Raw genomic sequence first — 25173 nt, 5'->3', positions numbered from 1 at the left:
CCTCCTCACTTCAAGCCCAACACTTCCGCTGGGTCTAGTAGACTAGCATTTGATAAATCTCTTGACGTAGAAATTTCAAAATGAAGGTGCGGTCCCGTACTTCTACCAGTACTTCCAACCAAAGCTATAACTTCTCCTTGCTTCACTCGGTCACCCACTTTTACATTATTCGAGACATTATGAGCATATAGACTACAATATCCATTGCCATGTTCGATTCGAACATAGTTGCCCCATGAATCATGCCAACCTGAAAAGATCACTTCACCATCCGCAATTGCTCTGATTGCTGTGCCCTGTGGGTGAGCAAAATCAAGTCCTCTATGAAATTCGGGTCCCGCTCCAATATTGCGCATACCAAACCAAGAACTTATATTTGGTGGATCAATAGGAAGAATAAAACCATCGACGCCACCAGTAATTATAAATTGTTGGACAAGACCAACATAATGGAAGTTACCACCATTCTGGTATTGATACGTTCGTCCATCTGCAATAGATACAGCATTGATATACACATTTTTCACACCCGTCGTGTTTCCCAAAGATGGTGCCACCACACTTCTCGAATATCGCTCCGCTAAGTCAGTTGTATGACGTTTGCCGTTATTAGCGATAAATGAAATGTAAGACAGTCCAAAGTTATAGCTTTGCACAGCTGACCATTCATCTACTTCGTTTTCTCGAGCCATCGATAAAGCTTGCGAATAATACTTCACTCCTTGCGCAATAGACTCTCGTTCGTTTAACGTATTGACAGGCAAACCTAACGATTCACTTGCTTGAAATAAGTCTGGATACCTACCGCCGCTTTCAACCATCATCATTGCTAGTAAAATTGGTACTTGATCCAAAACATCATGTTCTTTTGCTACTAGCTCGACTTCACTTTTCCATCGTAAAACAGCTTCACTTAAACCGACATTACTATAAGATCCATCGAAGAAAATATCTTCACTTTTATTTTGTGATTGATCATATCCTCCTGCAACAAGAATTAAAAACGAGCTAACAAAAAACAATGGCAATAATGCTGAAACCATCCATTTTTTTATCATTTACTCACCTCGAACTTCTGCTAATAATGCATCGAATGCAGTTTTTTCATCCACTGACATTTTATTCGTTTCTAGTTCTTGCTTTTTAATTTCTGCACCAAAATCTGTATTAACAATCATATTCTGACTATCTGTAAAACTGTGTGATTCTACGATATGTGGCATAACCGCTTCTTCCGACTGATAAATCGAATTAGCTTGTACTAAGGTTTCATTTTCCAACTGTGCAAAGAACTCATTTGTTTGCTGATCTAGGTGTTCTAGGTATATATCAGGCGCATCATAATCGATTTCATTCGCACTCAAGACATTTTCGACACTTTGGTATCCAGTGACTTGATCAGTCTCTAATTCTGCTGTTATCTCCAAATCGGTAGCTTCCAGCCCATTGATCTTTGCTTGTTCCACTTTCCCTGTTTCTGCTGTTTCAATTTCTACCGTATCAATCTTGTGCGCTTCATCGTTTGTCGTTTGGACATCAGTAGATTCCAGCTCATTGATTTCTGCTTGCTCCACATTCTCTGTTTCTGCTGTTTCAATTTCTACAGTATCAATCTTGTTTGCTTCATCGTTTGTTGTTTGAACATCAGCAGCTTCCAACTCATTGATTTCTGCTTTTTCTACGTTCTCCGTCTCTGCCGTCTCAATTTCTACAGTATCAATCTTGTCTCCATTCTCACTCGTTTCCTGAACATCAGTAGCTTCTAACTCATTGATTTCCGCTTGCACATCATCAACATTCAAGTCCATATCATCCAATTCAACAGACTCTTCTGTTGCCCCTACATACTGACTTCCATTATCAAACGCATTTTCTGATTGTTGGTTATTCGCTTGTTCTTCCCCATCAATAACACCTTTTGCACGATCAACCGTATCAAAGTAATCATCTACTGCAAATTGTGTCTGATCGTCTTTTTCCTGCTGTTTGAATGCTTGTCGATCGGCATAAATATCATAAGCATTTTCTCGCATAGAATTTGCCGCATTCTTACCTGCATTCGGTATAACTTCTCCTAAAGGAACGCCGACTGTTACCAAGCCTGCCACATCAGCACCAAGCTTTGCTGTATCTTTAGCTTTTTTCTTGAATGGTGCACTGGCTTTATTCCATAAGCCGCCATCAACACTTGAAATCATTCCACCAGAAATCATTTTAAAAATTTTATCTCGATTTTTCCAAACAACAACAATAGTTACAGTAATTGCAATCACTTGTAATAAGTAATTGGCAACGCCATCAGCTGGAATTACACCACGAATGACATTTATTACAGAAACTAACATCATAAAGGATATTCCTAACAATACTCGAATTGCGAATAAGCCTATCAAAGATTGTAAAGACTTCAAAAAAGCTCCTCTAAAACGGGGAATCATACTGATAAACATTGCTAGTCCGATGAAAGCAGACACAATTAACGCCATAATCCCTGTCAATAAATTTAGCACTTGCAAGATTAAAATAGGTGTTCCTAAAACGATAGTCGTAATTGGTGATAAAAAACCAACCACAAACTTCCAACCAGCTTTGTCAGTCGTCATAAAGACATTCTCGTCCGCTCTTTCCTTTACAACTTTTTCAATCTCTGCATCTTTTTCTGGAGTCCATTCTCCCGAGAACATCAAAGAAGAAATAGCACTTGCGTCATAAGCAGAAATAACTTCACTTCGGCTTGCGACACCAAAATTCATTAGCAAAAACGGCTCCTCAATCGCTAATTCAAATAACGTATTTTGTGCATGAGTCACAGGTGTTGTGGCATTCGTTGATTGAGCATTGCTTGTTGTACGAATTAAGTTTCCTTGAACCTCTTCTGTTAAAGAGTTAAAATCACGAATAATTGTAGTTGCACTATTATTCCAAACCATACTTATAATCACCACAGCCGAAAAAGCAAAAAACTGCTTAGCGGCTTGCTGGGGCGATTTCATAATGTACAAATACAAGCAATACAACGCCATCGCTACAATAATAGTAAGTCCAAAGTCACGATACAAGGAATCATACATTGATTTTGAATAAGTCGTAAAAACAGAAACATAATCATTAATTACATTAGCATTACCAAACAAATCTATCCCCGTTCGAAACATAGAAAAAACGATTTTGTTCAAGTCAAAAAATAAGTTTGCACCACCATTTAGCCAGTTTGCAATATCTAAACTTTGAAACCACCTTTTCCGTTCGACCATGTAACTCTGATAAGAATCTAAGTTATATTGCTCTGCTTTGTCAGTGACACTTGTTTCTTGATCGGGATTAATCGGTGTCGGAGTAGCATCAGCACTAACCGTTGTCAACAAGATAAAAAACATCAAAAATAACCCTAGCCATTTAAATACTTTTCTTTTATTTTTCACACAAACCCTCCTTAGGCAAATTGTTTTTCAGCCTGACTGGATGCGGTTTTCTTCACTGTCTGCAGAGCATGATGCCATTCAGGAAACAAATTATGAACACTTAATTTTGCTGTTCTACCATAGATATCTCTGAATAAACACTGTCCTTTTTTCATATTTTCAACTAACGTCATATTTCGCTCATTTACTTCGATCCCGATATGACTCAAAATATCACTTCGCTCAGATTGCCAATCAAAGGCAAACATCGTACCAAAACTATTTGTATCTTGATCATCTCCAACGTCTTTGACTGATTGAGTAGAATAGACAAGGATATTACAAAACGACCGTCCGACGCGCTCCATGGCTTTCAACACTTCACGTCCGCCTTTGGCTTTAGCTAATATCCAAGCTTCATCAAAGAATTCGATCGTATATTGTTCTTCATTTTGATTTCCAAACTTTTCACAGAACTTGCCTAAAGGCAACATCAAACAAGTAGATTTCTTATTCGCTTCTGAGTAATCTTTAACTGGCACGTGCGGTTCAGGGAGATTTAATCCTGCAATCCCAAGAACTGTACATTTATGATCTAAATCCAATCCTTTGGAATCGCCATCACTAAAGCCAAGCTGTAAGACACTGTTTTGGATTTTAGACAACAATAATTTTGCCGCACGTTTGATTACTTGATCTTCGTAGGCAAATAAGCGACGAATGACAGTGAGTAATCCGACTTGTTCTCCCAATTCTCGCTCCTCAATGGCTTTATCCAGTTCCTCATTTATCGCAGTTTCCACTTCTTCACGATTATCTAAATTATAGATAGATTGGATCATAGCTTGTGCGGTGTCTTTAGCTTCCACTCCATGGAGGAAAACAATCGGATCTAGGACACCATGGTTTTCTTTTTTAGAGGCATCTAAAGTCACGTAATTAATAGAGTTCAAATATGTCACAAAACTCGGGAATTTTTGTTGAATAACTGGATCATTGGCAGTTCGTTTAAACTGCTTGGCAACTTGATTCTTCGGATCGATATACAATACTTTTGCATCTAATAAAGACGAATAAAAGAACAATAAACCTGTCAGGTATGATTTCCCTTTCCCAGTCTCACCTGTGATTGCGACGTGTGGACTATCCGTAATTGCTCCTTCTTGACCTTGATTGGCAACCAACATATTGTAAAAAACACTGTTTCTTGAAGAATGAATACTATCCTTCAAGGTTTCTGACTCAAGAAACGGATCAATTCGACCAAGGTACCACCCTGATCGGGTGCCAGCTCGATTCGTCACTGCAAACAAGCTTTCCGCCAAACCATACCCATTAGTTACTTGCATCCAATCAGACATTGATTCGATTGACGCACCAAACAAACAGCGATAGAACAATTGTGCTTGTTTCGCACTAGGGCGTACTACATTGATCTTCAAAGTCTTCATCGCATTCATTAATGCATCACCTCGCCGCTTGTTTTGTTCACGACTTTTTCCAGTTATAACGAAGCACCCTAGCCATCGCAAAATCGGCTCATTGTTTTCTAGTTCATTTGCTAGCGATTCTGTTGCCTGAAAATTTGCTTTTATCCGTGAACTGATTGACTCTCCTGCTTGACGAGCTTCCTTTGCTTCCGTCTTATGACGATTTTTTTGAATCATAACCTTAGAAGAAAAACCTGTTACTCCTTTTGGATCAGGATAATGCGCTTTAATCCGAAATCGGCAAGGAAAATCCATTTGTTGAGCAATCTGATACAAATGATTATAGGCAATATCGTTTTCTTCAAAATCCGCTATTGGTAGATACGAAACTACACTCTTGCCAACATCCGATTCTAAATGAATAAAACCTACATCTTTCCCAGCATCAACAATCGCCTGAGAAATTCGCTCCTTAGAGTAATCTTCTTGATTTTTTTCATGCGGCAAACCACCGATAAAATTCAACCGATTCAAGTAAATCAGTTCATCTTCTGTCAGACGACTTGCTTTTCTACTTCGTAAAGAGCGATATAGCTCCTCCTCAACTGGTTTGATTTTTGCTAATTCATCGTCAGCCGTTAATACTTTTTTCCCCAACAACGACAGTATCTGATCACTTACATCTTCGGCAACTCGTTTCATCGATTCAATCGGATTTTCGTTCGAATACATATCTTTAAGACGAACACCCAGTATAAAATCTGGTTCAGTGATTTCCCCGAGCTCATTTTTTAAAGTAACTACCGTTCGCCCCATATACTCTAGCCCTAACGAATAATGCTCAGGTGCTAAATCCTTAGAAAACTCTTTGAATCGTTCCGCTAGCTGTTTATCCTTGGGGTACATATCTAATTCAAATTCACCATACTTCGGCAATGTCTTCCGAAACATCGTTGCCCAACGTTTTTTGTATTTTTCTAATTCTTCTAAATTATTCGGATTCGTTTCTTCAGCGGTTATCCGATAATACGCCCAAATATAGCCATCTTTATCGAACAATAGATTCTCTTTGATTGATTCGATAGGAATTTTTGCTAACTTGACCATTTCTTTTACTGCCTTCATTTGTTCCTCCTTTGCAAAAAAGAAAGAGCCATTAGACTTTTTCTAGACTCTTTCTTCTTCTCTCACTTTTTCAAACATAATTTTGGAAACATCTTGAACAATCTCTTCTTCGCAATAACGTATTTTCAATCCCTTGAAAATAATCAAATATAGACTCAAATCCCTTAGATATGGGAAAATCTTTTGACCATCTGGGTTTAATCCCAAGAGCTTTCCCGAAACCCAGTACGGAAAGAAAATATAGATCGCAAATTTCGACCCACCTAGAATTTGATTGACCCCATCAATTAATCCGCTAAATAATAGGTAAGTGATTCCTAGAAACACACCCCATAATACGAGACGGTTTAATTGCAGTGGCATTGGTAAGGAGAATTGTCCAAATGTACGTACTCGAATTGGATCATCAAATATTTTTTTGTAGTTATAACAAACCTTCACTTGCTTCCTCCTCTTATCTAAAGAATAAGTTGCTCACCGCTTCAAACGCTTGAGAAACAACTCGTGGATTGTTTACTACAAAAGCCGTTGCGCCCGCCGCAAGTAGAAAGATCACAAATTTACTCCATTTTTGTTCAAACAGGTATTTCAATGCAAAACCGACCATAACGATCCATACTGCATTAATTCCTTCTCTTTGTACCCAATCTAAAAGTGCTGATAATGTTGGCATTAGTTCATTCCTCCTAAAGTATGTGTAAGTTTTTCAACAAAAAAACGATCCCCATCGTTTGAGATCGTTAGTGTCATATGTTCTTTATGTGTGATTTTTGTATTAACCAATTGGAACTCTACCACCGATTGAACGATTGTCTCCTCACTGTCTTCGAATTGATATATTTTATTTTCAGATTGAACATAGTCAAACTGTCCATCGAGCGAGATTGGTTCTTTCATCATATATGCGATATCTTCAACGCTACTAGAAGAGTAATTCGTAAAGAATTGTTCAAGAAACTCTTCCAGTCCTTCTACTTCTACTAAAGACACTTGATTTCGTTCCGATAAGCTACTTTCAACCCTTGAGACAATCCCTCGATTTTCTGGTGCTAAGGTGAAATAAGGAAATTCCGTAATTGCAAACACGCCATTTTCTTCCACAAAGGGAATATTTATCAAGTGCTCAAATGTTTGAGGATTCTTCCCTTCGATTTCACTAGTCGTATAGCGCACAAAATAGCGAGCCACAAACCCTTCATCCGCATGATTAAGTTCATACAAACGGAAATCTTTTAATCGACGATTCGTGTCATTTCCGACCACGTGATCACTCGTAGTTTCAAAATAGTGTTCTAATAACGCTTCACGTTCCACTCGTGCATCATAGTCTTCTGAATCAAGGTTCATAAAAATCGGTAGGAACTCAGAAAAATAGGCATCTGCCTTCTTTTCATCTACCGAAAATGCCGTTAAGGTTGAGAGCTGTTTCGCCAATGTCGTAACCTCTTCTTCCAACTTCACGTTTTGACTAGAAACGTTTGTCGCTTTGATAAACGCAGAAACCCCACTAAATCCTAAGAGCACAATCACGCCCCACACAACATAACGAGTGCGTTTAGCAATCGTTCGTTTTCCAGCAGGGATTGCCGTTTGTTTTTGACGATCTTTAAACAATTTCTTGTCGTTGACAACTGCTGTACTAGGAGCAGATTGGCTCGTGTTGCTTGATACCTTTAATCCCATCTCACCCCTCCTATTCTGGCAATTCACTTAAATTTTCAAGTATGTTACCTTCTTCTGGCAAACTGAAAATATCCACAGGTTCAATTTTTTCCAACCGAATACTTTTCAACTCACTCGCTAAAATCTTCTCATCGTCAACTATTAGATAATTGCCTTCGATCGGAAAATATTTTTTGAGTGCGCTATTTCGTGTCTCGTTTTGTTCGCCCGACTGAAATTCACAACTGATTTGCACACCGTCAACTTTTGTAAAAATCATTTCATAATCATAGACCGATAATACAGGTTCTTCGCTTTGGTCAACAACTTCATCCATAATTTCTTTTGGTGGGAAGATTGGTTGATTATATGGCGCATCTTTACTATCGACCACTGTTGGTTTAAACAACCAAGGAAACAGCTTAGCCACTAGTCCTTTTGAGGATCTCACGTTGGAACTCATTTCTGGAAATTGAGTTGCTTCTGTATTGAACTGGCGATTAATTTCCGTATAAATTCTTGCGCCATCAATTTCTTCTCCTGCTTCTAACAGTTGCTTTTGTAATTCATCTAACAACTGTATTTCGCTTGCACTTGGATCAATATAAACTTCCTGAAACTCATACTCTTTTAACTCTTCCATGTCTTGCACAAAGACTGTTAATTTGGTAATTCCGCTAAGCTTCTTTTGTAACTCAACGAGTGCCTGTTGTGCCTCATACGCACCATACGTCCCTCGTAAAAAACGATACTTTCGATAAAGTTTCTTCTCTACCTCTCGAAATTGAAATGAATATTTTTTATTCAAACACTTTTTCCTCCTACATTTTTATTTGACGATTACTAAACCATTGTTGCCAACGATCTTGAATTACTTCCCAATTGCTCATCACTATTGGAGTGATGAGGATTACTATTGCAAACGCAAGTACAAAGAGCCACAAACGCCCTGTTTGGTTTTCTTGATTCACCTATATCACCTCACCTGTGAGATTGCCTGACCACCGGTTGCCATATACACAGTAGGCATCGGCAAAAAGACAACTTCATAACTACCAATAATTTCATAAGAAACTGTATCGCCAAAACTTACTTTTTCACCTACTTGTGGACTCTTGACACTATATCGACCTTGAAAATACTCTTTTGAGTACGTTTCAATTTCTTCCATTGCTTCTTGCGTTAAACCGCCACGCCGCTCAATACGATAATTGACTTGTTGTCGAAACGTATTCACATCCTGTATTTGATAACAAAAAATCGCTACACTTAGAATAAAACACGTAAGGATCAATCCAAGTAAATAGCGAAAGATTTCACTGACTGGTTGTTCTAACATTTTAGATCACCCCTCCCGATTGAAAATATGTGATACAGCCAATAAAACTAAAATCATCAACAAAACACCTGTACTACGAAAAAAATAAAAACTCACACCCATCACAACAAGAAATAATACAAATACCAATAAAACTCGCCACAATGGATACTCCTCAGATTCTTGATTCACGTAAATCCCCCTCAAAAATAAAATCCGACTTGCCCAATTTGATAGATAAACAAAGCAAGTGCAAAACCGACAATCAGTACCACAATACTAGTCATCATTTTCGTAAATAATAATTGGAATCGTTTGACTTTAAACGAAATAATTTGATCAATTCCTTGCATCATTTCTTGACTTGCTAGTTGTCCGAGCCGATCAATCACTTGTAAGTTAATCGCTCCTTGTTCCAGATCATAGAGTGTTGACATAAACAAAATACTCATCTCACTTCCAGAGACAGCTTTTGCATAATCTTCATAAGGCTTTATGCTGTTTGGAAAATCAGAAATATCTTTCATTAATGCCATCAATAATTTCTGATCGACTTCGTAGGATAAACGAGGAACAACACGGCTAAAAATTTTATACAGATTAATCCCAGATTCTGCTTGTTTTAAGAGAGGAATCAATAGTCGAGCAAATTTTGCAAATTGCATTTGTCGTTCAAAGCGAAATTGCATGTACACTCGTTTGACCGTTTGTAGTTGGTTTCTATATAGTATCAAGCCTAGCACTAACCCAACAGGCGCTAACCGCAAATCTATAAAGTAACCTAGAGGCAAAAATAACCCCGTCAGCAATATAATCCGTTGGATATTTTTCTTTTGCCACTTCGATATCGCACGGGTGCTATTATGCATTTCTCTTAATTGTTGCACGATGTCATTAGGCAATAACCGAACAAAAAAAGAAGGTTTTACATCGATTGAAATTTGCTTCTCTATACTTAGACTCATTTTGTTCGAACACCTACTTCCATCACAGAATCATCAAAATAATTTTTCAAAAATCTGTTAATGATTAGAAAGTAAATTGGTACATAGATTCCAGTAGTGACATAGCCAATAATGCTTCTTGCAAAGCCATCAATATACATTTCAAAACTGTTTCCCATGACATAAGACGATAGGTGAAACATACCAATCAAACCAATAATCATCGTTGACATCAGCTTCACACCTCGCAAATAGTCATCTTTTGCCGCAAAAAATATCTTGCGCTTTTGAAGCATATCGTTGTGGTGTTTGGTCAAATCTTGCATGGACGATACATTATGCTTGCCTTCATGAATTGTCGTTTCCAATTGTTCCAGATATTGGCAAAACAAGACATCTTCGTCGTATTTTTCATTCAGCTTTGCCATTGTCTCAATCACTAATTCCATATCTGCACCAATCATTAACGAGGCAACTAATTCTGCCATATCGGTTTGAAGTTCACCACGCATACGTGGCAAGATATGCTCAATCGATCGTATTACTGTTTTACTTGGATCTGCCATAACTTGCGTCATCGTGTTCATAAAATGATTGCGAGCAGATAAAGCTTCTGTTTCATAACGTCTTTGTACAATCTTAGGCAAGATTTTACGATACCCATACCAAGCACCAAAAGCCATTCCAATTAACACAACCCACCAAAGATATGTTAATAATCCCAGCATGACTCCTATCACTAGAGCTGGCATAGCAATCAGTCGCATCACTTCTTTTCGCTGCATTCCATTTCCATACGCCGCACTTAGCGCATAAAGTTCCTCTAAATCTAAGTAGTTCTTTTTCTGTGTTTCAATCTGACTAATTTTCATAACGCTTCACCACATCTTTGATAACCGCTGTTAACTCCGCAGATTTTTGAATCTCTTCATCCTGCATTTCTGGAAAATCAAACGACAAGAATTTTTCTGCCATTCGTTCCTGAAATTTTTCCGATAAAACACCTGTCGTTACATAAAAATGCCCATGAGCAAATGTTTGTTTAAAAATAGACCGTGACCCATCAGGAGAAAACTCAACGATCTCAGACAAATAACGAACGACTTTGAATATGTTCTTTTCTTTGTCTACTGTTAATCGAAGCGTTTTAATATGAATGCCAAAATCAAAATACCTCAACACGTCTTCGGTTACCGCATCCTCATTAATGGCATATTTTGAATTACACATATTAACTAACCGCCTAGGAATCGACCATGCATCTGTCGCATGAATTGTTGTGACAATTTTATGATCTGTCAACGCCGCCTGAATCATCTCATAGGCTTCTGCTCCTCGAGTCTCAGAAACATTCACATATTTGGGATAAAACCGCAAACTCGCTTTCACCAAATCCTCAATCGATTTTTCTTGTGAAGTAACCCACGCGAAAACATCATGTTCAGGTAAAAGCTCCTTTATATGCGTTTCTTGAACATCCTCGATCACAATCTGTCGTGTTTCCTTTGGAATAAATGAGAGAAGTAATTTTAGCAGCTCTGTTTTACCTGAACCTGTTTCTCCTGCAATTGTCATACACACGCCTGCTTTCATAACCACTTTAAAGAAGTCAAGAACAAACTCAGGTGCAAAGTCAATAAAATGTTCTTCTGTTAAAGCTAATCTTGGTCTTACAACCCTTAATGAAGTTGTTGTTCCATTCGGGCTTAGGCTTTTATCAACGGCACTTAAACGTAAGTGATTAAACACTCCATCCAGAATCGGTCTTGACGGATTAAATGCTTTGCCTTCTGAATTTGCAAAACGATTAATGATCCGCAATACTGCTCCTTCAGGATCATTTAGTTCCAAATCCTCTTTTGAAAAAATTTTGTACGAATCACTGCCTTGAACAGTCAAAAATGTACCATTCCAGCCAATATCAGTAACAGTATCATCTAAGAGAATCTTTTCAATGAATCCAGTACCTACAATTTCTTGTACAACATATTCCGCAATTTCTTTGCCATGCATGCTTAACCGCTGTTCTTTTTTTACTATTTCCAACAATTCATTTCTCGCATCCTTATTAACAGCCGCATCTAAAATAAGTTTTGTATGGTGCTTGACTAAATCCTCACGTATACTCATCAATTGCTCGTCAGAAATCCTTCGCTTAAAATCTTTCTTGCTTACTGTTTCATCTTTTTTTGGCAAAAAGCCATTCGCCTGAACATCAATCACTTTACTCGTGATTGCATCTTGAACAGGCTCCATCTTCTTAACAATTTTTTTCACTGTCGTAGACTTTTCATTAACATTATCTTTCACAGCTTCAGTAACTTTTAATGCCAACTTATTAGCCCTCCTCCTTGTCGTTTGTTGACGTGCTTAATATACAAGTCGCCTGTTCAACAGAGTGTCCATCATTTACGTACACACGAATCGCTTTGATTCCTTTCTCATTCGTTGACATCAAATAATCAAAATCAATTGTTATGGTACGATTACGATAAGTACCTTGTTTTTTTATTGATTGTTCAAACTCTTTCTCAAAATTTTCCTTGTCTAAATAAAATTCTCCCTGTTTTACTCGTGCAGAATCATCTCGATTCGCAAGAGCTGTCGCTCGTAACGTTTCCGTTAAAGTAAGGGACTCAACATCTGTTTGATAGTTGCCTAAAACAAAGATAACGAGACCTGCAACAACCAAAAAGATAAGAGACATCAAAGCAACTTTTCTAGGTATTCCTGATAACATTTGCCACCTCCTATATAACAAGCAAAAGGCAAGGGATATCCCTTACCTTTGCCTTTTCCACTGTTTAGTTAGGCACTGTAATTCCGTTGATATAGTTCTGCATTTGTCCAAAAACACTATCTATCAATTCTGGAAAGAACAGCAGTGCTGCACCAATGACTAGGGAACACAATGCAATCACGCCCAAGGTTGCCCAAAAGCGATCTGTATTCAATTCTAAATTCATTCAAATTCCACCTTTTTCTAGTTATTTTTATTGTGCATTTTCAGGTCGTTCGGCTGTTTCTTTTCTTAACAACGCTTCTTTTTCATTGATCAACGGATAGACTTCCTGATCGAAAATCCGCCGTACTCGTCGATCAATGACAGACGCTGCTAGTGGTTCCGTCACCGACTCCAACTCTTTGTTTCTTCGATTGCGGCTAAATGCTTTCAATTCATCTAGCTTTTGATCAATCCATTCAAATGGTACATTTTCAGCTTCCATTTTTTTGACAAACGATTCTGAGCAAGTTGAAAACAACTCCTGCCAAATTTCTTCATAAATACTTTCAATATTCATGGTAGTTCCTCCATTTCCCTAAGAACAAAAAAAGGAAGATCGCTCTTCCTTATGTCCTTAGTTAGGCACTGTAATTCCGTTGATATAGTCCTGCATTTGTCCAAACACACTATCCATCAATTCTGGAAAGAACAACAACGCTGCACCAATGACTAGCGAACACAATGCGATCACGCCCAAGGTTGCCCAAAAGCGGTCTGTATTTAGTTCTAGGTTCATCTATCCTCACCTCCCCTCCATAAAAAATAATTCTACTTAGAGAACAACAACTGCCGCAGTGATTTGAAGAAAGTCGCAAACACAGTGATTAATCCTGTTAGAAAAACCACTACCGATTGAACAAGATCGTTTTCTAGAGCAATTTGTTTGAATGACAGATTTTGAGAAAAATCGCCAGACATCAAATTTTGAGAAAGTCCGTCCATAAAGGAAAAAGGAATCTTAAATAAATGACGAGCCAGCAATATGCCTAAACTAACAAGAAACAAAAAACGAACGAAGCGCCAAAAAGCAGCACGACTTCGAGCAAACTCGCCGTAAATGGAATAAGCATGTGTACCATACACAAAATCATCCCCCCTTCAACCAAGCGATTTCGTCATCCGACCATCCATCTGGTGCGTCGGTTTCTGGAAAGACTGGTGTTAACAACAACTCGTCTAACTCTTTTGTGTCGCTATCCATTGTTGCGTACATATACGCAAAGACATCGACAGTTTTTGTCATTTCTAATTGGATATGATTCTTCCCTACGATATCGGATTCAATTGTTACATTGTAACTTCCGAGTTCAAGCCAAATCGGCAAATAGAAGTTACGACCACCATCAAGTAATTCATGATTGGCTCTAGTCACCTGATTCCCTGTAAAGAGATTTCCTGTTATTCTCTCAACACGTATTTCTGGAAATTCATAAATGAAGGAACTATCCGCTCGACTATCTCCTGAACGAGTTAGCGCCCATGTTTGATCAAGAGGAATAGTTACTTCATTTCCTCTTGCGGCAAAAACTTCGTGTATTTGACTATCAACTAACTCTTGCGGTACGTTTACTCGAAGATCAAAAGCTTCCAAGGAGTCGTGAACTTGACTAGAAAAGTGTGGCGCTAAGTCAATCGCGAAACCATAGCCTGTTTTAGAACGGATAGTTGGATCAAAACCAAAACGAATGGTCTCATTGAATTCTTGAACTGCTTCTTCGTTACGCAAGCGTAGTGTACGAGCCACCGCTTCATAATCTACTGCATCATTAACTACATCCTGATTGGTCAAGACCTTTTCAGTAGCTGTATAACCGTGAGTCGCTACATCTTTGGTGTCCGTGACAAATTTGTTCTTGTCAGGATTATCCACTACCTTGATTGTCACCAGATAATCAATTTTTTCTGCTTTTTCAGCTGCATCCGTTGGTAGCAATAGCTCCAAAACATCGGCTTCATCTTTCACAGTCAGTTCTTGTTCATACACCACACGATTTGTTGCTTCTTCGATAATTTCGATAACAAAACGCAGTTTCGACAAATCCTCTTCGTATTCTGCTTCTTTTGTTAAAACTAATCGCGTTGGTAGTCCACCATCCTTTTCTGCTTTAGAAGTATCAATTTGAATGGATTCGACATTTACTTCCAGCAATGGAATATGATACGGAATCACAAAGTATAGATCACGACCATTTATTACACCTGAGTGAGTAACAGTTGATTTGTACCGATTGCCCTCGTCATCTTCTAAATCATTGAATGGCTCATATGAGTACGACTCCCCATCGAATTTCGGTTCGACTACTTTTCGGAGCAATTCTTCACTGTACTTGTCAATATGATCAACAATAATCTCTCTTCGAAATAATTGTGTTGTCACCTCTTCTGACACTTTCGGTTTATCATCCACGCTTACACGAACGATATTACGAAAAATCACATGATCGGACTCAATAAGTTTTTCCAACTCTTTTGCATCCTTTGCCTTCACTTCAACTTCGATCCGATAATCCGTATCATAGAAGCGTGCTGTTTTTAGCACAGCTGGTTTCGCAACAAAATGAATTTTGTCCTTTGTCGAATAATCGTCAAAATATAATGAGACATCTCTGTCTTCTTGATCAAGGATTCGATAGTTCACAACTTCAAGACCAGCTGGCAAATCATCTCTGATTTCATACGAGCGATAGTAAAATTCATCTAATTCATCAGGTACTTTATGAATTAAGAGATACGTAAAGGAATCATGAATTGATTCAAGAACTGAGCTGGTTTTCAAACCATCATCCGATTGGATATATTTTTCAGGTTCAATCGTGGCAGTACGAGCAAGTTTTTTACCAGTAAATCCAAAGAACTCACCGCCTCTTTCATGAATATTCGGTTCTCCTATTGACAAGTGACTAGGTAAATTCTTGAGATTCCAATCAAATTCGACAAAACTTGTGTCTTTGTACAAAAACGTGAATTGCGCCCACAAGTCGCTAGGATCAGCATTTACACGAAACGGATCATAAACAGTTAAAGAACCATCACTCTCTTTTTTGACACTAATATTACTGTCTTCTGTTACGTAAATCGTTCCTAGATGAGGGACAGTATTTTTGTCGAAAGTCACTCCTTGATGAAAATCGATATCCGTAATAGTCATATATCCGCTCAGCTTCACAGGTTGTCCTGTTTGAGCATCGATAAATTCCCATCGCTGTTTAACGAAACGATAACTTTGTTGGATATGAGCGATTGCACCAGTCGTATAAAAAATATAACCATAGTTATTCGCTCCTTTCTCCCAATCAGTAACCGTGATTTTTAGATCAATTACCCGACCATTGTTCATTCCAACGTTATGATAGATTACGCCAAGATTTCCTTTTCCACTATCATTTGTAGGCAAGTGTCCCAAAATACCTGTAGCACCACCATAGCTATATGACCAACTATCCCAGCGACCCCCGAACGTGGAAACTGTCGTTACCCCATCGATCCATCGTGCAATAAAGGAATAATCGCCACTGATTTCTGTTTCATCATTCACAATTTCACCATATTCAGAACTTCCTAAATTACCGACTCCCCATGTATTTACATTTCTAGAAGCATCAGCAGTTGTAGTTTTAACAAGCAACAGAACAAGTAACAATCCTATCGAAGCAAAAAAATGCACACTTACTTTTTTAAACAATGTTTTCACATCCTCTCTTTCTTTTTTATGATAATAGCTTAGGCGGCGAACGTATACTCATCCAAAAACTTCCTTTTGTCATTTATTTTTTACCCACTCTACACAGCGTAACAATTGATTTCTTGTCATGTGTCGACCATACATTTTGATATTTGATCCTTGACTTTGTTTAGGAATAAAAGTGATTTTATAAAAGTCGTAATAATACACATTTTTCTTCGCACAGCCTTCAATAATCAATGACGTGATTCTCGAAAGCTGTTTTTCATAGCAAACGGGCGTGTAGGGTTTAAACTTCATGTTCTTGTTGCCAGTCTTTTTTTGTAGCTCACAGAATTTCTCGTACTCCTCTTTTGAAGGACTAGATACATAACACATAAAGCCTTTTTCTTTTAAGTGATCCACTAGACGAATTGATTTCATAAATTCACCTTGCTTGTAGTCCAATATAAAAAGACCCAAAATCTCGTTCAAAACGCAATATGAGCGCTTGTAACAACCATTCTTGGGTCTTTTTAGACGTAGTAATATTCAGTTCATCGTATCCCGTTGCTGGGTTCGTGCGTTCATCAAATTTCTCATTCGCAATAAATTTCTCACGATTCAGAATAAACGCACGATCTTCCGCCTCAAATTTTGTCTCTTTCATTAAAGAGTGATTCTTGATCTCATTTAAATAGAAATCAATGAAATCATCCTTCGGTACCTGTCGTTTATTGGCATCGAAGAAGTCGGCACGATCGACTCCAAACCGATGAATATTCTCAAACAAGAATTCACGGTCAGGCTTCTTTCGATTATCGGTTACGAAATTGTACCAATCTTGTTCTGCAATTTTTTCTTCTTCTGTGAGTAAAAATATCGATCTTGAACAATTTTCGTCATAATCAGGAATCGTTTTTCTTAATACCTCGCCGATTGAGTCCATATAACAGTCAATGTATTCCCGAAACTCCAATTTAAACACCTACTCGTTCATTTTGTCATCAATTTTCTCAACAGAGAAATCTTCAAAGTTCCTCAGTGGTTCCTCTTTTATCCAACATTCCAAAAAGTATTCAGCACCAGCCTCATCTCCAAAGATATTTATCAACTCGCCATCTTCAAAAATTCCCCACACAGATTTCACCTCATTAGATTAAAAATCGCTCAGTATACTTTGCATCAAGTCCCCACTTATCACTCCTCTTGCATACATGCCATACAAATGATTTTTGGCATAAACATAAGGCTCCATCGGGAAGAAAGGATTCCCATCAAAAATTCTTTTCAATTCACGCAAGCCATCCCTTGCTTGCAGTGATAGATCGTATTTTTCTGGATTGGACAATAGATCATTAATACGTTCCATTCGTTTCTCCATCCCAATCATTGATTGTATAACATTTTATGATATTTATTTCGTATGAATTTTCCATTCACATCCTCCGTTATTTTCTATATTTATCAAAGAATCATATCATCAATTCTTGTTGTTTGTGCTTCAATCATGTGTAAATGCTTGTCACTAAGCTCAGCTTCATCGATAATTTCTTGCACTTCATCTGTTTCTTCAATCTCATCTACTTCCATCAACATTTTTATCGTAGGAGCCACCGATCGTTTAAACCAATTTTTTGAGCGTTCGTATAAAGCTTCATTCGGTTCAGTTACTAGCTTTACTTTTTCAACACCACCAAGAAAGTATTCCCATTTTTTATTTACAGGCCAGTACTTCCTTGAAACACCGCCTTTTCTATCTACAAAGCAAAGATAGTCACTTAAAATTCCCAATAAAAATTCAGTCAAATCACCAGTTTTCGTATAGCCATGAATCGCCTGTTCGGCTTTTTCATCTTTAAACCGAAGCTCATAACGATTCTTGATTGGCACATCCTCTACATCAATCCCAAGTTTTTTCGCCTGCTCATAATTCTTTTGATAAAACGCAATATAAAGCTCGCTTCTTTTTGAACCTAGATAAATAGTGACACCTTCTCGTTTCTTTTTAGAAATTGATCCAGAACCATTGAAATCGAAACGTTCAAAACGGGAAATCAGTTCTTGTCGATTTATTTTGTTTAGCAATGTCGGAATACTCAAATATTCTTTATAATCATTAATAGCTAAATCAACTCTAGTGAACTTTGCTCTGTAATCAAAACAAGTATGAAAAAAATCAAACCAAGTCCGCCCTTGAGCTTTCAGAAATGCTTCAAACTGACGACATCCTTGACCAGATAATTGGATCATCGTTCCACGAGAATCACCTTTTTTAGAATACATAACCATCAAGTAATCTAACTGATACCCTCCGACATAGCCGTAAAGGTGGCTAGATATTTGTGCAAAAAATTCTTTTTTGACTTTTAAAATCTCATTAAAAATTAGTTCAACATCATGAGTTTGAAACGTGATACGAATATAATCAATAATACTTTCCAGCGGCTCATGACAATTTTGCTCTGTAATAAAGTCATAAATTCGATACATTTTTTCATCTGATAGTAAACTTAAACCTCTTTCGAGGTTATAAATCGATTGCCTCGAAAGACCAACATTTTTAGCAAAAGTTGCCTGAGTCATTTTCAACAGACTTCTCGAAGCTTTTATACTTTTACCAATCAGCTTCAATTCTTCACTATCCAACACTTCACCTCTAATCATGCCTTACTTTACATTTTCGCCATTTTTTTCGAGCGCAATGTAAAGTAACAAATCGCTTATATATCAATGTTTAATCGTTAAATTCTGTCATTTTTACATCTTCATTACCCCCCTGTTAGAATACGGGGGTTATACGGGCACACGGCGGTGCACAGCACCACCTATGCCCAGAAAAAGCCTATCAGCGCCTTCCTGCTATCGCAGCGGCGCCTGCTAAGGCTGCACAGCAGCCTTGCCACGCCTTTTTTTCCGACAGTCACGAACCCTCAAGTTATACTCTAGACTACTTTAACTCATAGCTTCCTCAATTGATTCCGTAGCTTCTTCTAAAGAATCAATAGCATCACTAATCTGGTCAATAGCTTCTTCTGATTTTTCATAACGTTCTGAACCATAAAGATTATCAGGCACATTCTCTTTGTAATTTTCTTCGTTATCTCTAATATCTTGTAAAGTTCCAATCAACTCAGAAATAGAATCAGAAACACCTTGCAATCTTGCTCTTCTTAGCCTATTCATCATATTCCTCCAAAATATATTTATTAAGACAGTAGTTGTTTTCGTAATGCACACTTATATAGTAAATTCTGTAATTGTGAACACTCACTATCCATGCGGCTTATTTGCATTTGGGAAAGCTCATCTTTCATTTGTTTCTTATGAAGACGGATAGATTCAATAGCAGCAGTAATTAAATCTGCTATCAACTGCTCTTCTTCTTTCGTATACTCTATGGAAAAAGTACTTAATCTCAATGTCATCTTACCCTTCGGACTCTTTTTTGTTTTGTATATCTAACTCGATCATGTGATCATATTTTTTAAACTCTTCCAAAAAATTGTATGATTTAGGTACGAACGGGGAATAAAATTCCCTGACTACGCCACTGCCATCATCAATGTAACCTCTACCTTTGATCGGTTTATTAAAAAATGCCTTGTTTTTACTTTCATCACCGAATACCATGTAATACCCTTGTACAGATAATTTTCCAAGAGTTACCCGACACATTAAATTATCTCGAACCCCCGACGGAAAATCAGAACTGTCAGGTTTTTGAGTGCCAAGGATTAAAAAGATACCAGCTTGTCTGGCTTTCATAACTATTTGTTGAACTGCATTATCCACTCGTTCAATTTTCTTATAATCACGACCTAGACTCCCATAAAATGCCTTCCACTCATCAAAAATAATGAACTCAGGAGGCATCTTATAGAATGCATAATTACGCCCTGATTCATAGTTTGGTAAAGATTTCATATACTTAAATCGCTGTTCCATACGTTTGACTGCATCTTCTAAACAACGAATCATTGTTTCTCCTTGTCCGTAATGAACTTTCCCTCTGAAAACAGGTAAATCTGCTAGATCAGCTAAATCAGATGACTTGGGATCACAAATATGCACGGTTCCAACTGATAAAATTGCTTTGATCAGCGAGTACATAAAATACGTTTTCCCTCCACCTGTTCCGCCTGCAATTAACATGTGCGGTAACTCGTCATATGCCCATTTCACACCGTTCATGAGTGTAATTGCGCCATCTTTAGCAATAACTTCACTGATTGCGATTCGTTTCGAAAGGACATCCGTCATGAAAGAATAGGTCACAAAACCAAAGTCCATTTGTTCTGCAACTAAATCTGCTAAAAACATTTCTTCTAACTTCTTTCCCAACTGTAAAAATCGATCGTGGTGCTGCCCACCGTCTAATGGTAACGTGACATCAGTTGTATGTTTGCCTTTTTTTACATAAACTTTTGGGAATTTTTCTTTAGGTTTCTTACCAGCTTGACGTGATTCTTTCTTAATTACAAAGCCACTTAGTTTTAACATTTTCGCAATCATGTCATAGTACTTTACTTTTAGAAAATAACCACCCTTTAAACGAGACCACATCATAAACGAAAAGACAATAAAACAAGCCCCCACTGTTAGGAGCGTTATCACTAAAGACGGAACAATTAACTGTTGCGCCTTTTGAAAATCTGTCATGACTGGTTTTAACAAAAGAAATCCAACAAAGCCGATTCCAATCAAAAAAGGACTCAGCAAAAATAAAAAATGAAGCCACCAATCATAAAGATGGACTTTTTTTATTCGCCGTCCTCGATATTTGAATATTTCTTTAAACATAATCTGCACCTAACGATTTCACTTTTTCTTCTAAATCAATAACACAGCGTTCATACACATCATTTAGTTTGGGTTGAAACTCTTGTTCTACATATTTTTTAAGCAATTCCTCTTGCGTTTGCACATCGCTAAATGTACGATCAAAAAATTTTTCAGCTAGCTGTTGTGATCCTTCGTCATGTATATTCGTTAGTTTTTTCATTTGATTGTAAAAGAAAGCTTCTAGTTCTACTAAAACTTTGTCATCCGAAATTTGTTTATGTTTCTTATAAAATAGCTCTCTGAAACTATTTCTTTTTTCGGTTGATCTTTCAGTCAACTGATACAACCACTTTTTTGTCGTTGGATTCATTCCATCCCCCTTATCTCATTTATACGAGCACTTATTATTTATAAAATGCTCCGTCATCAGTGTAAATAATATTTCCTTCAAATCGACAATCCCGACCTAATGCTTCTTCATCAATGTATGACCGCAAGTTTTCAGGAACTTCAAATAAGCCTTCTTCGACTAAATGGTTCCCATAATCTTTGTCATTATAAACCGCTGGTAAGTGAATGATCTCCTCATAATCTTCGATTGCTTCTCGAATATCGCTAAAGAAAGCATCCTTAATTTCAGCTAGATTATTTTTGTAGCCGCTAGGCAGGTCTTCTAACAATTCTGCTAGCTCGTTTAATTCTTCTAAATCATCATACTCACCAATTGGAAACGGACTTTCAAAATCAGTAATGATATGTTCATCACCATCTTTTAATCCCAGTTTTCGATTCATATGGTCAATACTAACAGGTAAATCAAACCAATCCCCCTTCAAATTCCCTTGATTTCTAACATGTAAGTTTTCAACAAATACTTTCGCCATTGCTTTCACCTCGATTTATTTTTCCAACACACGCCCCAAGTTCAATCCACTTTATGTATCTCCATCTATCAAAAAAAGCGCACAACTTGAATCTTTTGTTGTACGCTTTTCGCTAATTTTTTATTGTTACTTATTCGCTTTTTGTTCATGTGATTCTGGTTTTCTTTGATCCACTTTCTTTTGAACTTTCTCAATGCCATCGGCGACAACCTTCAGATAGTTGTTTGTCCGATTGCCTTGTCTGAACGAATAATATTCGATTCTCGGATTGATCAATTTTACCTGATCACCAAACTCAAACTCTTTCCGATCAGCAGAGACATCAATGCTCACAATCTCCTCTGACACTTGACGTTTCGATTGCACCACATAACGAACTTGGGTAGAAATGAGTTCTCCCTCATCGTTTTCTCGCTTTTTATCTTCTTTCATTCGAAGAAATTTCAATTCACCGAAGGTTTCTTCAATATTTAAACTAATTCCTTTGTTCAATTCATTGATTTTTGCCATAAACTATTACTCCTCCAATACTTACGCTTTTTCGATACCTTGTGCCTTGATCGTCCATCCAGCAACTGCTCCATCTGTTCCTGCTGCTTGGCTGAAAGGCTCGCATCTCACATCTCTCAAAACAACTTCATCACCGTAGCTTAATCCTGATGTATTCACACGATTGGGAATGATTACTTCGATTGTTTCTTGTTGTTTCACCGACATAATTGCATGATAATAGCCCACTGGTTGACGCCGACCATTAACGTATTCTGCAAATTCTTCTTTTCTACCTACATATTCTAAACGACCAAATGTTGCTTTAGGCTCACAAATAGCAAACTCCATAAATTTAATACCTCATCTTTCTCAAAAATTATCATCCTTGTTCTTCAACTAAGATATACCTAATGTACTCTTCTAGCGGTTTCAAATCATTTTGGACAAAATACCAGATTTCTTTTAAATCTATTGTATTATATGCATGCACTAAGTCATTTCTGAATAAACGATAATGATCCCAAGATATATCTGTATACTTTTCTTTTAGTTCATCACTCAAATTATGACGAATCATTTCGCCAACTTGAGTAAGACTAAATGCTACCGATTTTTGATAGTCACTATCATTTTCAAACGAAAAAAAACTGTTACCAAATTTAGTAACAGTTTCTCTAATCTCATCTATAATTATTACAATATTAGTTAACGAAAACTTGTCTTTCTGCTCCATAAATCACCTTCATGTCTTCTTGAATATTTTTCAAAAAGAAAGGATTTCTTTTACGATTACTAGGATTATCCAGTGAAGACTTCAAGATAACATCAATTTCCTTATCCAATAAATTTTCCAGCTGACTTTTAAAGGCCATCTTGTCTAATAAGGAAACGATATTAGAATCTACTGTATCTACAACAAAATCTAAGTCACTCTGTTCGTCTGCTTCACCTCTAGCATAAGAACCAAAAAGATACACTTCATGGATTTTATATGCTTCACAAACAGGCTTAATGACTGATTGTATCTCTTCAATGGAATAAATCATGTAATCATCGATCCTTTCTCATTTTAGTTTACTTAAGACACGTTCACAAATACGGATTTCATTTTCAATATCTACTTTACACGAAATTCGGTACTTTGAAAACTCTCTTAATAAACATTTCAATTCTTGTAATCGTGACTCTAATAAATCTTTTAAATAGCTCGTATCTATATTACATAGCTCTGACATCATATTCTCCTGTAAATACAATTACTTCAAGATCATCTAATACATCCAACAAATAATCTACTAAATCTTTTAATTCATCTACACTATATGCGTTTTTTAAATAGTAAAATAAGTTAATTTCAGAATGATTTTTGGCAAAACAAATCTTATTGTCTTTCCAACCAATCAAACAACCCACTATCTTTAGTAAACGAGCTGTTCTTCGAACTAATTCAACTTTCGACATTCATTTATACACTCCTATCGAATCATAGTTCTGATTTTTCCTTCCGCTAATTTTGGCGCTATTAATGCTATAATCAGAAAAATTCGTCGCATCAACATGCTCCCAACGGAAATACAGACATGCCAGCTAGGCTTCTTTGTCAGTCACGCACACACTCATCTCGTTACCGAGTCTAAGCGTTCCATCTAGTACGATCAGCACCCCCAATGACCGAGTCAAGCGAGCGACTTATGGATTTTATAAATGGTTTCCACTACCAACCAAAGCGTTTTTCCCTTATAATGAAATCAACCACGATTTGCAAAGGGGAAACTCTTTGTAGGGAATCAACGATACTTACAGCTTCTGACCTCTTTTGATTAATTCCGCTTGTAGTATTGTTGGTTCCTATTTACTTTTCAATGGACATTAAAGGCTAACGCCTTAGTGAAACAACTTAATTCTGCCATCTATTTTAAGTTGCTTCGCTAAAACCCCTTTGTTAGATATAGTAATTTCACACTCTTTTGTTTCGTTTTCGCAACTTGAAGTTCAAAAAAAATTATCAATGCTTATTCTTAATATCTCAGATAGTCTTTTTGCTTCTTCCAGTGAAAAATCTCGCCCATTTGTTCGATTAATCTTAAGATTGAATGTCGTGCGATTCATTTCCATTTTATCCGCAACATCTTTTTGACTCTGTTCCTGCTTCTCAATTATTATTTTCAAATTATTATACGGACTTTTGAATTGTTGTGCTGTGACCATACCTAAACCTCCTTGTTTGTTTCGTTTTCGAAACTTTATAATTCTATATTATCATAGCTATTTACACTGTCAATACGAAAACCGTAAAAAATATGTTTGTTGCGTTTTCGCAACAGGAAAGATATAATATCATAGAGAACAAAAAGGGAGGATTCAAATTGATTGGGGACAAATTAAAACAACTAAGAATAGAACGACATTTAACCTTAGAAGATTTAGCAAAGCAACTCAATGAAAAGTATCCAGATACAGCTAAATTCAGTAAAGGAAAACTATCTAAGTGGGAGAATAACAAGGAAGAACCAAAATTATCATCTGCTAGAATTCTTGCTGATTTTTATAATGTGAAAATCGAAGACTTCTTTTCATAAAACGTATATTATTTCCATTACTGGCATAATTTACTTTAAATTCACCATAATATAAAAAGCATTATCATTAAAGACAATGCTTTTTATATTACTTTATCCTTTAAAGA

Annotated in this window: 34 protein-coding genes; 1 reads left to right on the top strand and 33 read right to left on the bottom strand. The window is 37.0% G+C overall.

What is annotated here, in order from left to right; genetic code table 11:
- Positions 1 to 5: 5 nt before the first annotated feature.
- From A5870_RS07250 to A5870_RS07105, 33 genes are all read right to left on the bottom strand, one after another.
- Entirely contained in the window at positions 6 to 1058 is a 1053-nt protein-coding gene (locus A5870_RS07250; RefSeq protein ID WP_016620370.1) for a lysozyme family protein, read from the bottom strand.
- Positions 1059 to 3422, bottom strand: coding sequence for a CD3337/EF1877 family mobilome membrane protein (locus A5870_RS07245; RefSeq protein ID WP_086292260.1), 2364 nt, complete (start codon positions 3420 to 3422; stop codon positions 1059 to 1061). It abuts the gene before it with no gap.
- An 11-nt stretch (positions 3423 to 3433) separates the two neighbouring features.
- Positions 3434 to 5956: an ATP-binding protein gene (locus A5870_RS07240; protein ID WP_086292259.1), complete on the bottom strand. Its 2523-nt coding sequence runs from the start codon at positions 5954 to 5956 to the stop codon at positions 3434 to 3436.
- A gap of 42 nt (positions 5957 to 5998) precedes the next feature.
- Positions 5999 to 6397, bottom strand: a complete 399-nt coding sequence (locus tag A5870_RS07235; RefSeq protein ID WP_042890934.1) for a TcpE family conjugal transfer membrane protein — start codon at positions 6395 to 6397, stop codon at positions 5999 to 6001.
- Positions 6398 to 6410: 13 nt separating this feature from the next.
- On the bottom strand, positions 6411 to 6629 hold the full coding sequence (locus A5870_RS07230; protein ID WP_016620374.1) for a TcpD family membrane protein: 219 nt from the start codon (positions 6627 to 6629) through the stop codon (positions 6411 to 6413).
- On the bottom strand, positions 6629 to 7639 hold the full coding sequence (locus tag A5870_RS07225; RefSeq protein WP_086292258.1) for a conjugal transfer protein: 1011 nt from the start codon (positions 7637 to 7639) through the stop codon (positions 6629 to 6631). Before A5870_RS07225 ends, A5870_RS07230 begins: the two co-directional genes overlap by 1 nt.
- 10 nt (positions 7640 to 7649) lie before the next feature.
- Entirely contained in the window at positions 7650 to 8426 is a 777-nt protein-coding gene (locus A5870_RS07220; RefSeq protein ID WP_016620376.1) for a hypothetical protein, read from the bottom strand.
- Between the two features lie 168 nt (positions 8427 to 8594).
- Complete coding sequence (locus A5870_RS07215; protein ID WP_016620378.1) at positions 8595 to 8957, bottom strand: hypothetical protein; 363 nt, start codon at positions 8955 to 8957, stop codon at positions 8595 to 8597.
- A 182-nt stretch (positions 8958 to 9139) separates the two neighbouring features.
- Positions 9140 to 9901, bottom strand: a complete 762-nt coding sequence (locus A5870_RS07210) for a hypothetical protein (RefSeq protein ID WP_086292257.1) — start codon at positions 9899 to 9901, stop codon at positions 9140 to 9142.
- Positions 9898 to 10752 (bottom strand): hypothetical protein, encoded by an 855-nt coding sequence (locus A5870_RS07205; protein WP_016620381.1) that lies wholly within the window; start codon positions 10750 to 10752, stop codon positions 9898 to 9900. Before A5870_RS07205 ends, A5870_RS07210 begins: the two co-directional genes overlap by 4 nt.
- Complete coding sequence (locus tag A5870_RS07200) at positions 10742 to 12214, bottom strand: ATPase, T2SS/T4P/T4SS family (RefSeq protein WP_086292256.1); 1473 nt, start codon at positions 12212 to 12214, stop codon at positions 10742 to 10744. Before A5870_RS07200 ends, A5870_RS07205 begins: the two co-directional genes overlap by 11 nt.
- Before the next feature lie 4 nt (positions 12215 to 12218).
- On the bottom strand, positions 12219 to 12620 hold the full coding sequence (locus tag A5870_RS07195; RefSeq protein WP_016620383.1) for a hypothetical protein: 402 nt from the start codon (positions 12618 to 12620) through the stop codon (positions 12219 to 12221).
- A gap of 64 nt (positions 12621 to 12684) precedes the next feature.
- Positions 12685 to 12846 carry a hypothetical protein gene (locus A5870_RS17305; RefSeq protein WP_170924102.1) on the bottom strand — a complete coding sequence of 54 codons (162 nt, stop codon included), beginning with the start codon at positions 12844 to 12846 and terminating at the stop codon, positions 12685 to 12687.
- Positions 12847 to 12873: 27 nt separating this feature from the next.
- A complete protein-coding gene (locus tag A5870_RS07190; RefSeq protein ID WP_016620385.1) occupies positions 12874 to 13182 on the bottom strand; it encodes a hypothetical protein in 309 nt (102 codons plus the stop codon).
- Between the two features lie 57 nt (positions 13183 to 13239).
- A complete protein-coding gene (locus A5870_RS17300) occupies positions 13240 to 13401 on the bottom strand; it encodes a hypothetical protein (RefSeq protein WP_016620386.1) in 162 nt (53 codons plus the stop codon).
- A gap of 32 nt (positions 13402 to 13433) precedes the next feature.
- Positions 13434 to 13748 carry a hypothetical protein gene (locus A5870_RS07185; RefSeq protein WP_016620387.1) on the bottom strand — a complete coding sequence of 105 codons (315 nt, stop codon included), beginning with the start codon at positions 13746 to 13748 and terminating at the stop codon, positions 13434 to 13436.
- Between the two features lie 4 nt (positions 13749 to 13752).
- Positions 13753 to 16356: a hypothetical protein gene (locus tag A5870_RS07180; RefSeq protein ID WP_086292255.1), complete on the bottom strand. Its 2604-nt coding sequence runs from the start codon at positions 16354 to 16356 to the stop codon at positions 13753 to 13755.
- Between the two features lie 69 nt (positions 16357 to 16425).
- A complete protein-coding gene (locus A5870_RS07175; protein ID WP_086292254.1) occupies positions 16426 to 16770 on the bottom strand; it encodes a hypothetical protein in 345 nt (114 codons plus the stop codon).
- 4 nt (positions 16771 to 16774) lie between these two features.
- The gene (locus A5870_RS07170; RefSeq protein WP_042890936.1) at positions 16775 to 17305 is read right to left on the bottom strand and encodes a hypothetical protein; all 531 of its coding nucleotides are present in this window, start codon (positions 17303 to 17305) and stop codon (positions 16775 to 16777) included.
- Positions 17306 to 17314: 9 nt separating this feature from the next.
- On the bottom strand, positions 17315 to 17467 hold the full coding sequence (locus tag A5870_RS17295) for a hypothetical protein (RefSeq protein WP_159160505.1): 153 nt from the start codon (positions 17465 to 17467) through the stop codon (positions 17315 to 17317).
- Between the two features lie 18 nt (positions 17468 to 17485).
- Positions 17486 to 17698 (bottom strand): hypothetical protein, encoded by a 213-nt coding sequence (locus A5870_RS07165; RefSeq protein ID WP_042890939.1) that lies wholly within the window; start codon positions 17696 to 17698, stop codon positions 17486 to 17488.
- 95 nt (positions 17699 to 17793) lie between these two features.
- Positions 17794 to 18978, bottom strand: coding sequence for an XRE family transcriptional regulator (locus A5870_RS07160; RefSeq protein WP_236550324.1), 1185 nt, complete (start codon positions 18976 to 18978; stop codon positions 17794 to 17796).
- 303 nt (positions 18979 to 19281) lie between these two features.
- A complete protein-coding gene (locus A5870_RS07155; protein ID WP_086292252.1) occupies positions 19282 to 19512 on the bottom strand; it encodes a hypothetical protein in 231 nt (76 codons plus the stop codon).
- Positions 19513 to 19535: 23 nt separating this feature from the next.
- Positions 19536 to 19754 carry a hypothetical protein gene (locus A5870_RS07150; protein ID WP_016620396.1) on the bottom strand — a complete coding sequence of 73 codons (219 nt, stop codon included), beginning with the start codon at positions 19752 to 19754 and terminating at the stop codon, positions 19536 to 19538.
- A 1-nt stretch (position 19755) separates the two neighbouring features.
- Positions 19756 to 21129, bottom strand: a complete 1374-nt coding sequence (locus A5870_RS07145; RefSeq protein ID WP_086292251.1) for an FtsK/SpoIIIE domain-containing protein — start codon at positions 21127 to 21129, stop codon at positions 19756 to 19758.
- On the bottom strand, positions 21122 to 21481 hold the full coding sequence (locus tag A5870_RS07140) for a hypothetical protein (protein WP_086292250.1): 360 nt from the start codon (positions 21479 to 21481) through the stop codon (positions 21122 to 21124). The genes A5870_RS07145 and A5870_RS07140 overlap by 8 nt, the downstream gene beginning before the upstream one ends.
- A gap of 34 nt (positions 21482 to 21515) precedes the next feature.
- Complete coding sequence (locus A5870_RS07135) at positions 21516 to 21995, bottom strand: antirestriction protein ArdA (RefSeq protein ID WP_086292249.1); 480 nt, start codon at positions 21993 to 21995, stop codon at positions 21516 to 21518.
- 126 nt (positions 21996 to 22121) lie between these two features.
- Positions 22122 to 22505 (bottom strand): DUF961 family protein, encoded by a 384-nt coding sequence (locus A5870_RS07130; RefSeq protein WP_086292248.1) that lies wholly within the window; start codon positions 22503 to 22505, stop codon positions 22122 to 22124.
- Positions 22506 to 22526: 21 nt separating this feature from the next.
- Positions 22527 to 22835: a DUF961 family protein gene (locus A5870_RS07125; RefSeq protein ID WP_086292247.1), complete on the bottom strand. Its 309-nt coding sequence runs from the start codon at positions 22833 to 22835 to the stop codon at positions 22527 to 22529.
- Positions 22836 to 22866: 31 nt separating this feature from the next.
- Positions 22867 to 23220 (bottom strand): HepT-like ribonuclease domain-containing protein, encoded by a 354-nt coding sequence (locus tag A5870_RS07120; protein WP_016620402.1) that lies wholly within the window; start codon positions 23218 to 23220, stop codon positions 22867 to 22869.
- Entirely contained in the window at positions 23189 to 23533 is a 345-nt protein-coding gene (locus A5870_RS07115; RefSeq protein ID WP_086292246.1) for a nucleotidyltransferase family protein, read from the bottom strand. The genes A5870_RS07120 and A5870_RS07115 overlap by 32 nt, the downstream gene beginning before the upstream one ends.
- Before the next feature lie 172 nt (positions 23534 to 23705).
- Positions 23706 to 23948 carry a hypothetical protein gene (locus A5870_RS07110; protein WP_086292245.1) on the bottom strand — a complete coding sequence of 81 codons (243 nt, stop codon included), beginning with the start codon at positions 23946 to 23948 and terminating at the stop codon, positions 23706 to 23708.
- A 531-nt stretch (positions 23949 to 24479) separates the two neighbouring features.
- Complete coding sequence (locus tag A5870_RS07105) at positions 24480 to 24695, bottom strand: helix-turn-helix domain-containing protein (RefSeq protein ID WP_086292244.1); 216 nt, start codon at positions 24693 to 24695, stop codon at positions 24480 to 24482.
- A 158-nt stretch (positions 24696 to 24853) separates the two neighbouring features.
- On the opposite strand from A5870_RS07105, the gene A5870_RS07100 reads away from it, so the two are divergent.
- On the top strand, positions 24854 to 25066 hold the full coding sequence (locus A5870_RS07100) for a helix-turn-helix domain-containing protein (RefSeq protein WP_086292243.1): 213 nt from the start codon (positions 24854 to 24856) through the stop codon (positions 25064 to 25066).
- Positions 25067 to 25173: the final 107 nt, after the last annotated feature.

Source organism: Enterococcus sp. 2G9_DIV0600 (genome assembly GCF_002140615.1).
Classification (GTDB): Bacteria; Bacillota; Bacilli; order Lactobacillales; family Enterococcaceae; genus Enterococcus_D; species Enterococcus_D innesii.
Note: the sequence above shows the minus strand (reverse complement) of the source record. Positions and strands in the feature narration are given on the sequence as shown.

Bases quoted from the DNA above. Each gene is read 5' to 3' on its own strand.
- A5870_RS07250 (WP_016620370.1), bottom strand. From the start codon at position 1,058: ATGATAAAAAAATGGATGGTTTCAGCATTATTGCCATTGTTTTTTGTT.
- A5870_RS07240 (WP_086292259.1), bottom strand. From the start codon at position 5,956: ATGAAGGCAGTAAAAGAAATGGTCAAGTTAGCAAAAATTCCTATCGAA.
- A5870_RS07230 (WP_016620374.1), bottom strand. From the start codon at position 6,629: ATGCCAACATTATCAGCACTTTTAGATTGGGTACAAAGAGAAGGAATT.
- A5870_RS07225 (WP_086292258.1), bottom strand. From the start codon at position 7,639: ATGGGATTAAAGGTATCAAGCAACACGAGCCAATCTGCTCCTAGTACA.
- A5870_RS07215 (WP_016620378.1), bottom strand. From the start codon at position 8,957: ATGTTAGAACAACCAGTCAGTGAAATCTTTCGCTATTTACTTGGATTG.
- A5870_RS07210 (WP_086292257.1), bottom strand. From the start codon at position 9,901: ATGAGTCTAAGTATAGAGAAGCAAATTTCAATCGATGTAAAACCTTCT.
- A5870_RS07205 (WP_016620381.1), bottom strand. From the start codon at position 10,752: ATGAAAATTAGTCAGATTGAAACACAGAAAAAGAACTACTTAGATTTA.
- A5870_RS07195 (WP_016620383.1), bottom strand. From the start codon at position 12,620: ATGTTATCAGGAATACCTAGAAAAGTTGCTTTGATGTCTCTTATCTTT.
- A5870_RS17305 (WP_170924102.1), bottom strand. From the start codon at position 12,846: ATGAATTTAGAATTGAATACAGATCGCTTTTGGGCAACCTTGGGCGTG.
- A5870_RS07190 (WP_016620385.1), bottom strand. From the start codon at position 13,182: ATGAATATTGAAAGTATTTATGAAGAAATTTGGCAGGAGTTGTTTTCA.
- A5870_RS17300 (WP_016620386.1), bottom strand. From the start codon at position 13,401: ATGAACCTAGAACTAAATACAGACCGCTTTTGGGCAACCTTGGGCGTG.
- A5870_RS07175 (WP_086292254.1), bottom strand. From the start codon at position 16,770: ATGAAATCAATTCGTCTAGTGGATCACTTAAAAGAAAAAGGCTTTATG.
- A5870_RS07165 (WP_042890939.1), bottom strand. From the start codon at position 17,698: ATGGAACGTATTAATGATCTATTGTCCAATCCAGAAAAATACGATCTA.
- A5870_RS07155 (WP_086292252.1), bottom strand. From the start codon at position 19,512: ATGAATAGGCTAAGAAGAGCAAGATTGCAAGGTGTTTCTGATTCTATT.
- A5870_RS07150 (WP_016620396.1), bottom strand. From the start codon at position 19,754: ATGACATTGAGATTAAGTACTTTTTCCATAGAGTATACGAAAGAAGAA.
- A5870_RS07145 (WP_086292251.1), bottom strand. From the start codon at position 21,129: ATGTTTAAAGAAATATTCAAATATCGAGGACGGCGAATAAAAAAAGTC.
- A5870_RS07140 (WP_086292250.1), bottom strand. From the start codon at position 21,481: ATGAATCCAACGACAAAAAAGTGGTTGTATCAGTTGACTGAAAGATCA.
- A5870_RS07135 (WP_086292249.1), bottom strand. From the start codon at position 21,995: ATGGCGAAAGTATTTGTTGAAAACTTACATGTTAGAAATCAAGGGAAT.
- A5870_RS07130 (WP_086292248.1), bottom strand. From the start codon at position 22,505: ATGGCAAAAATCAATGAATTGAACAAAGGAATTAGTTTAAATATTGAA.
- A5870_RS07125 (WP_086292247.1), bottom strand. From the start codon at position 22,835: ATGGAGTTTGCTATTTGTGAGCCTAAAGCAACATTTGGTCGTTTAGAA.
- A5870_RS07120 (WP_016620402.1), bottom strand. From the start codon at position 23,220: ATGGAGCAGAAAGACAAGTTTTCGTTAACTAATATTGTAATAATTATA.
- A5870_RS07115 (WP_086292246.1), bottom strand. From the start codon at position 23,533: ATGATTTATTCCATTGAAGAGATACAATCAGTCATTAAGCCTGTTTGT.
- A5870_RS07110 (WP_086292245.1), bottom strand. From the start codon at position 23,948: ATGTCGAAAGTTGAATTAGTTCGAAGAACAGCTCGTTTACTAAAGATA.
- A5870_RS07105 (WP_086292244.1), bottom strand. From the start codon at position 24,695: ATGGTCACAGCACAACAATTCAAAAGTCCGTATAATAATTTGAAAATA.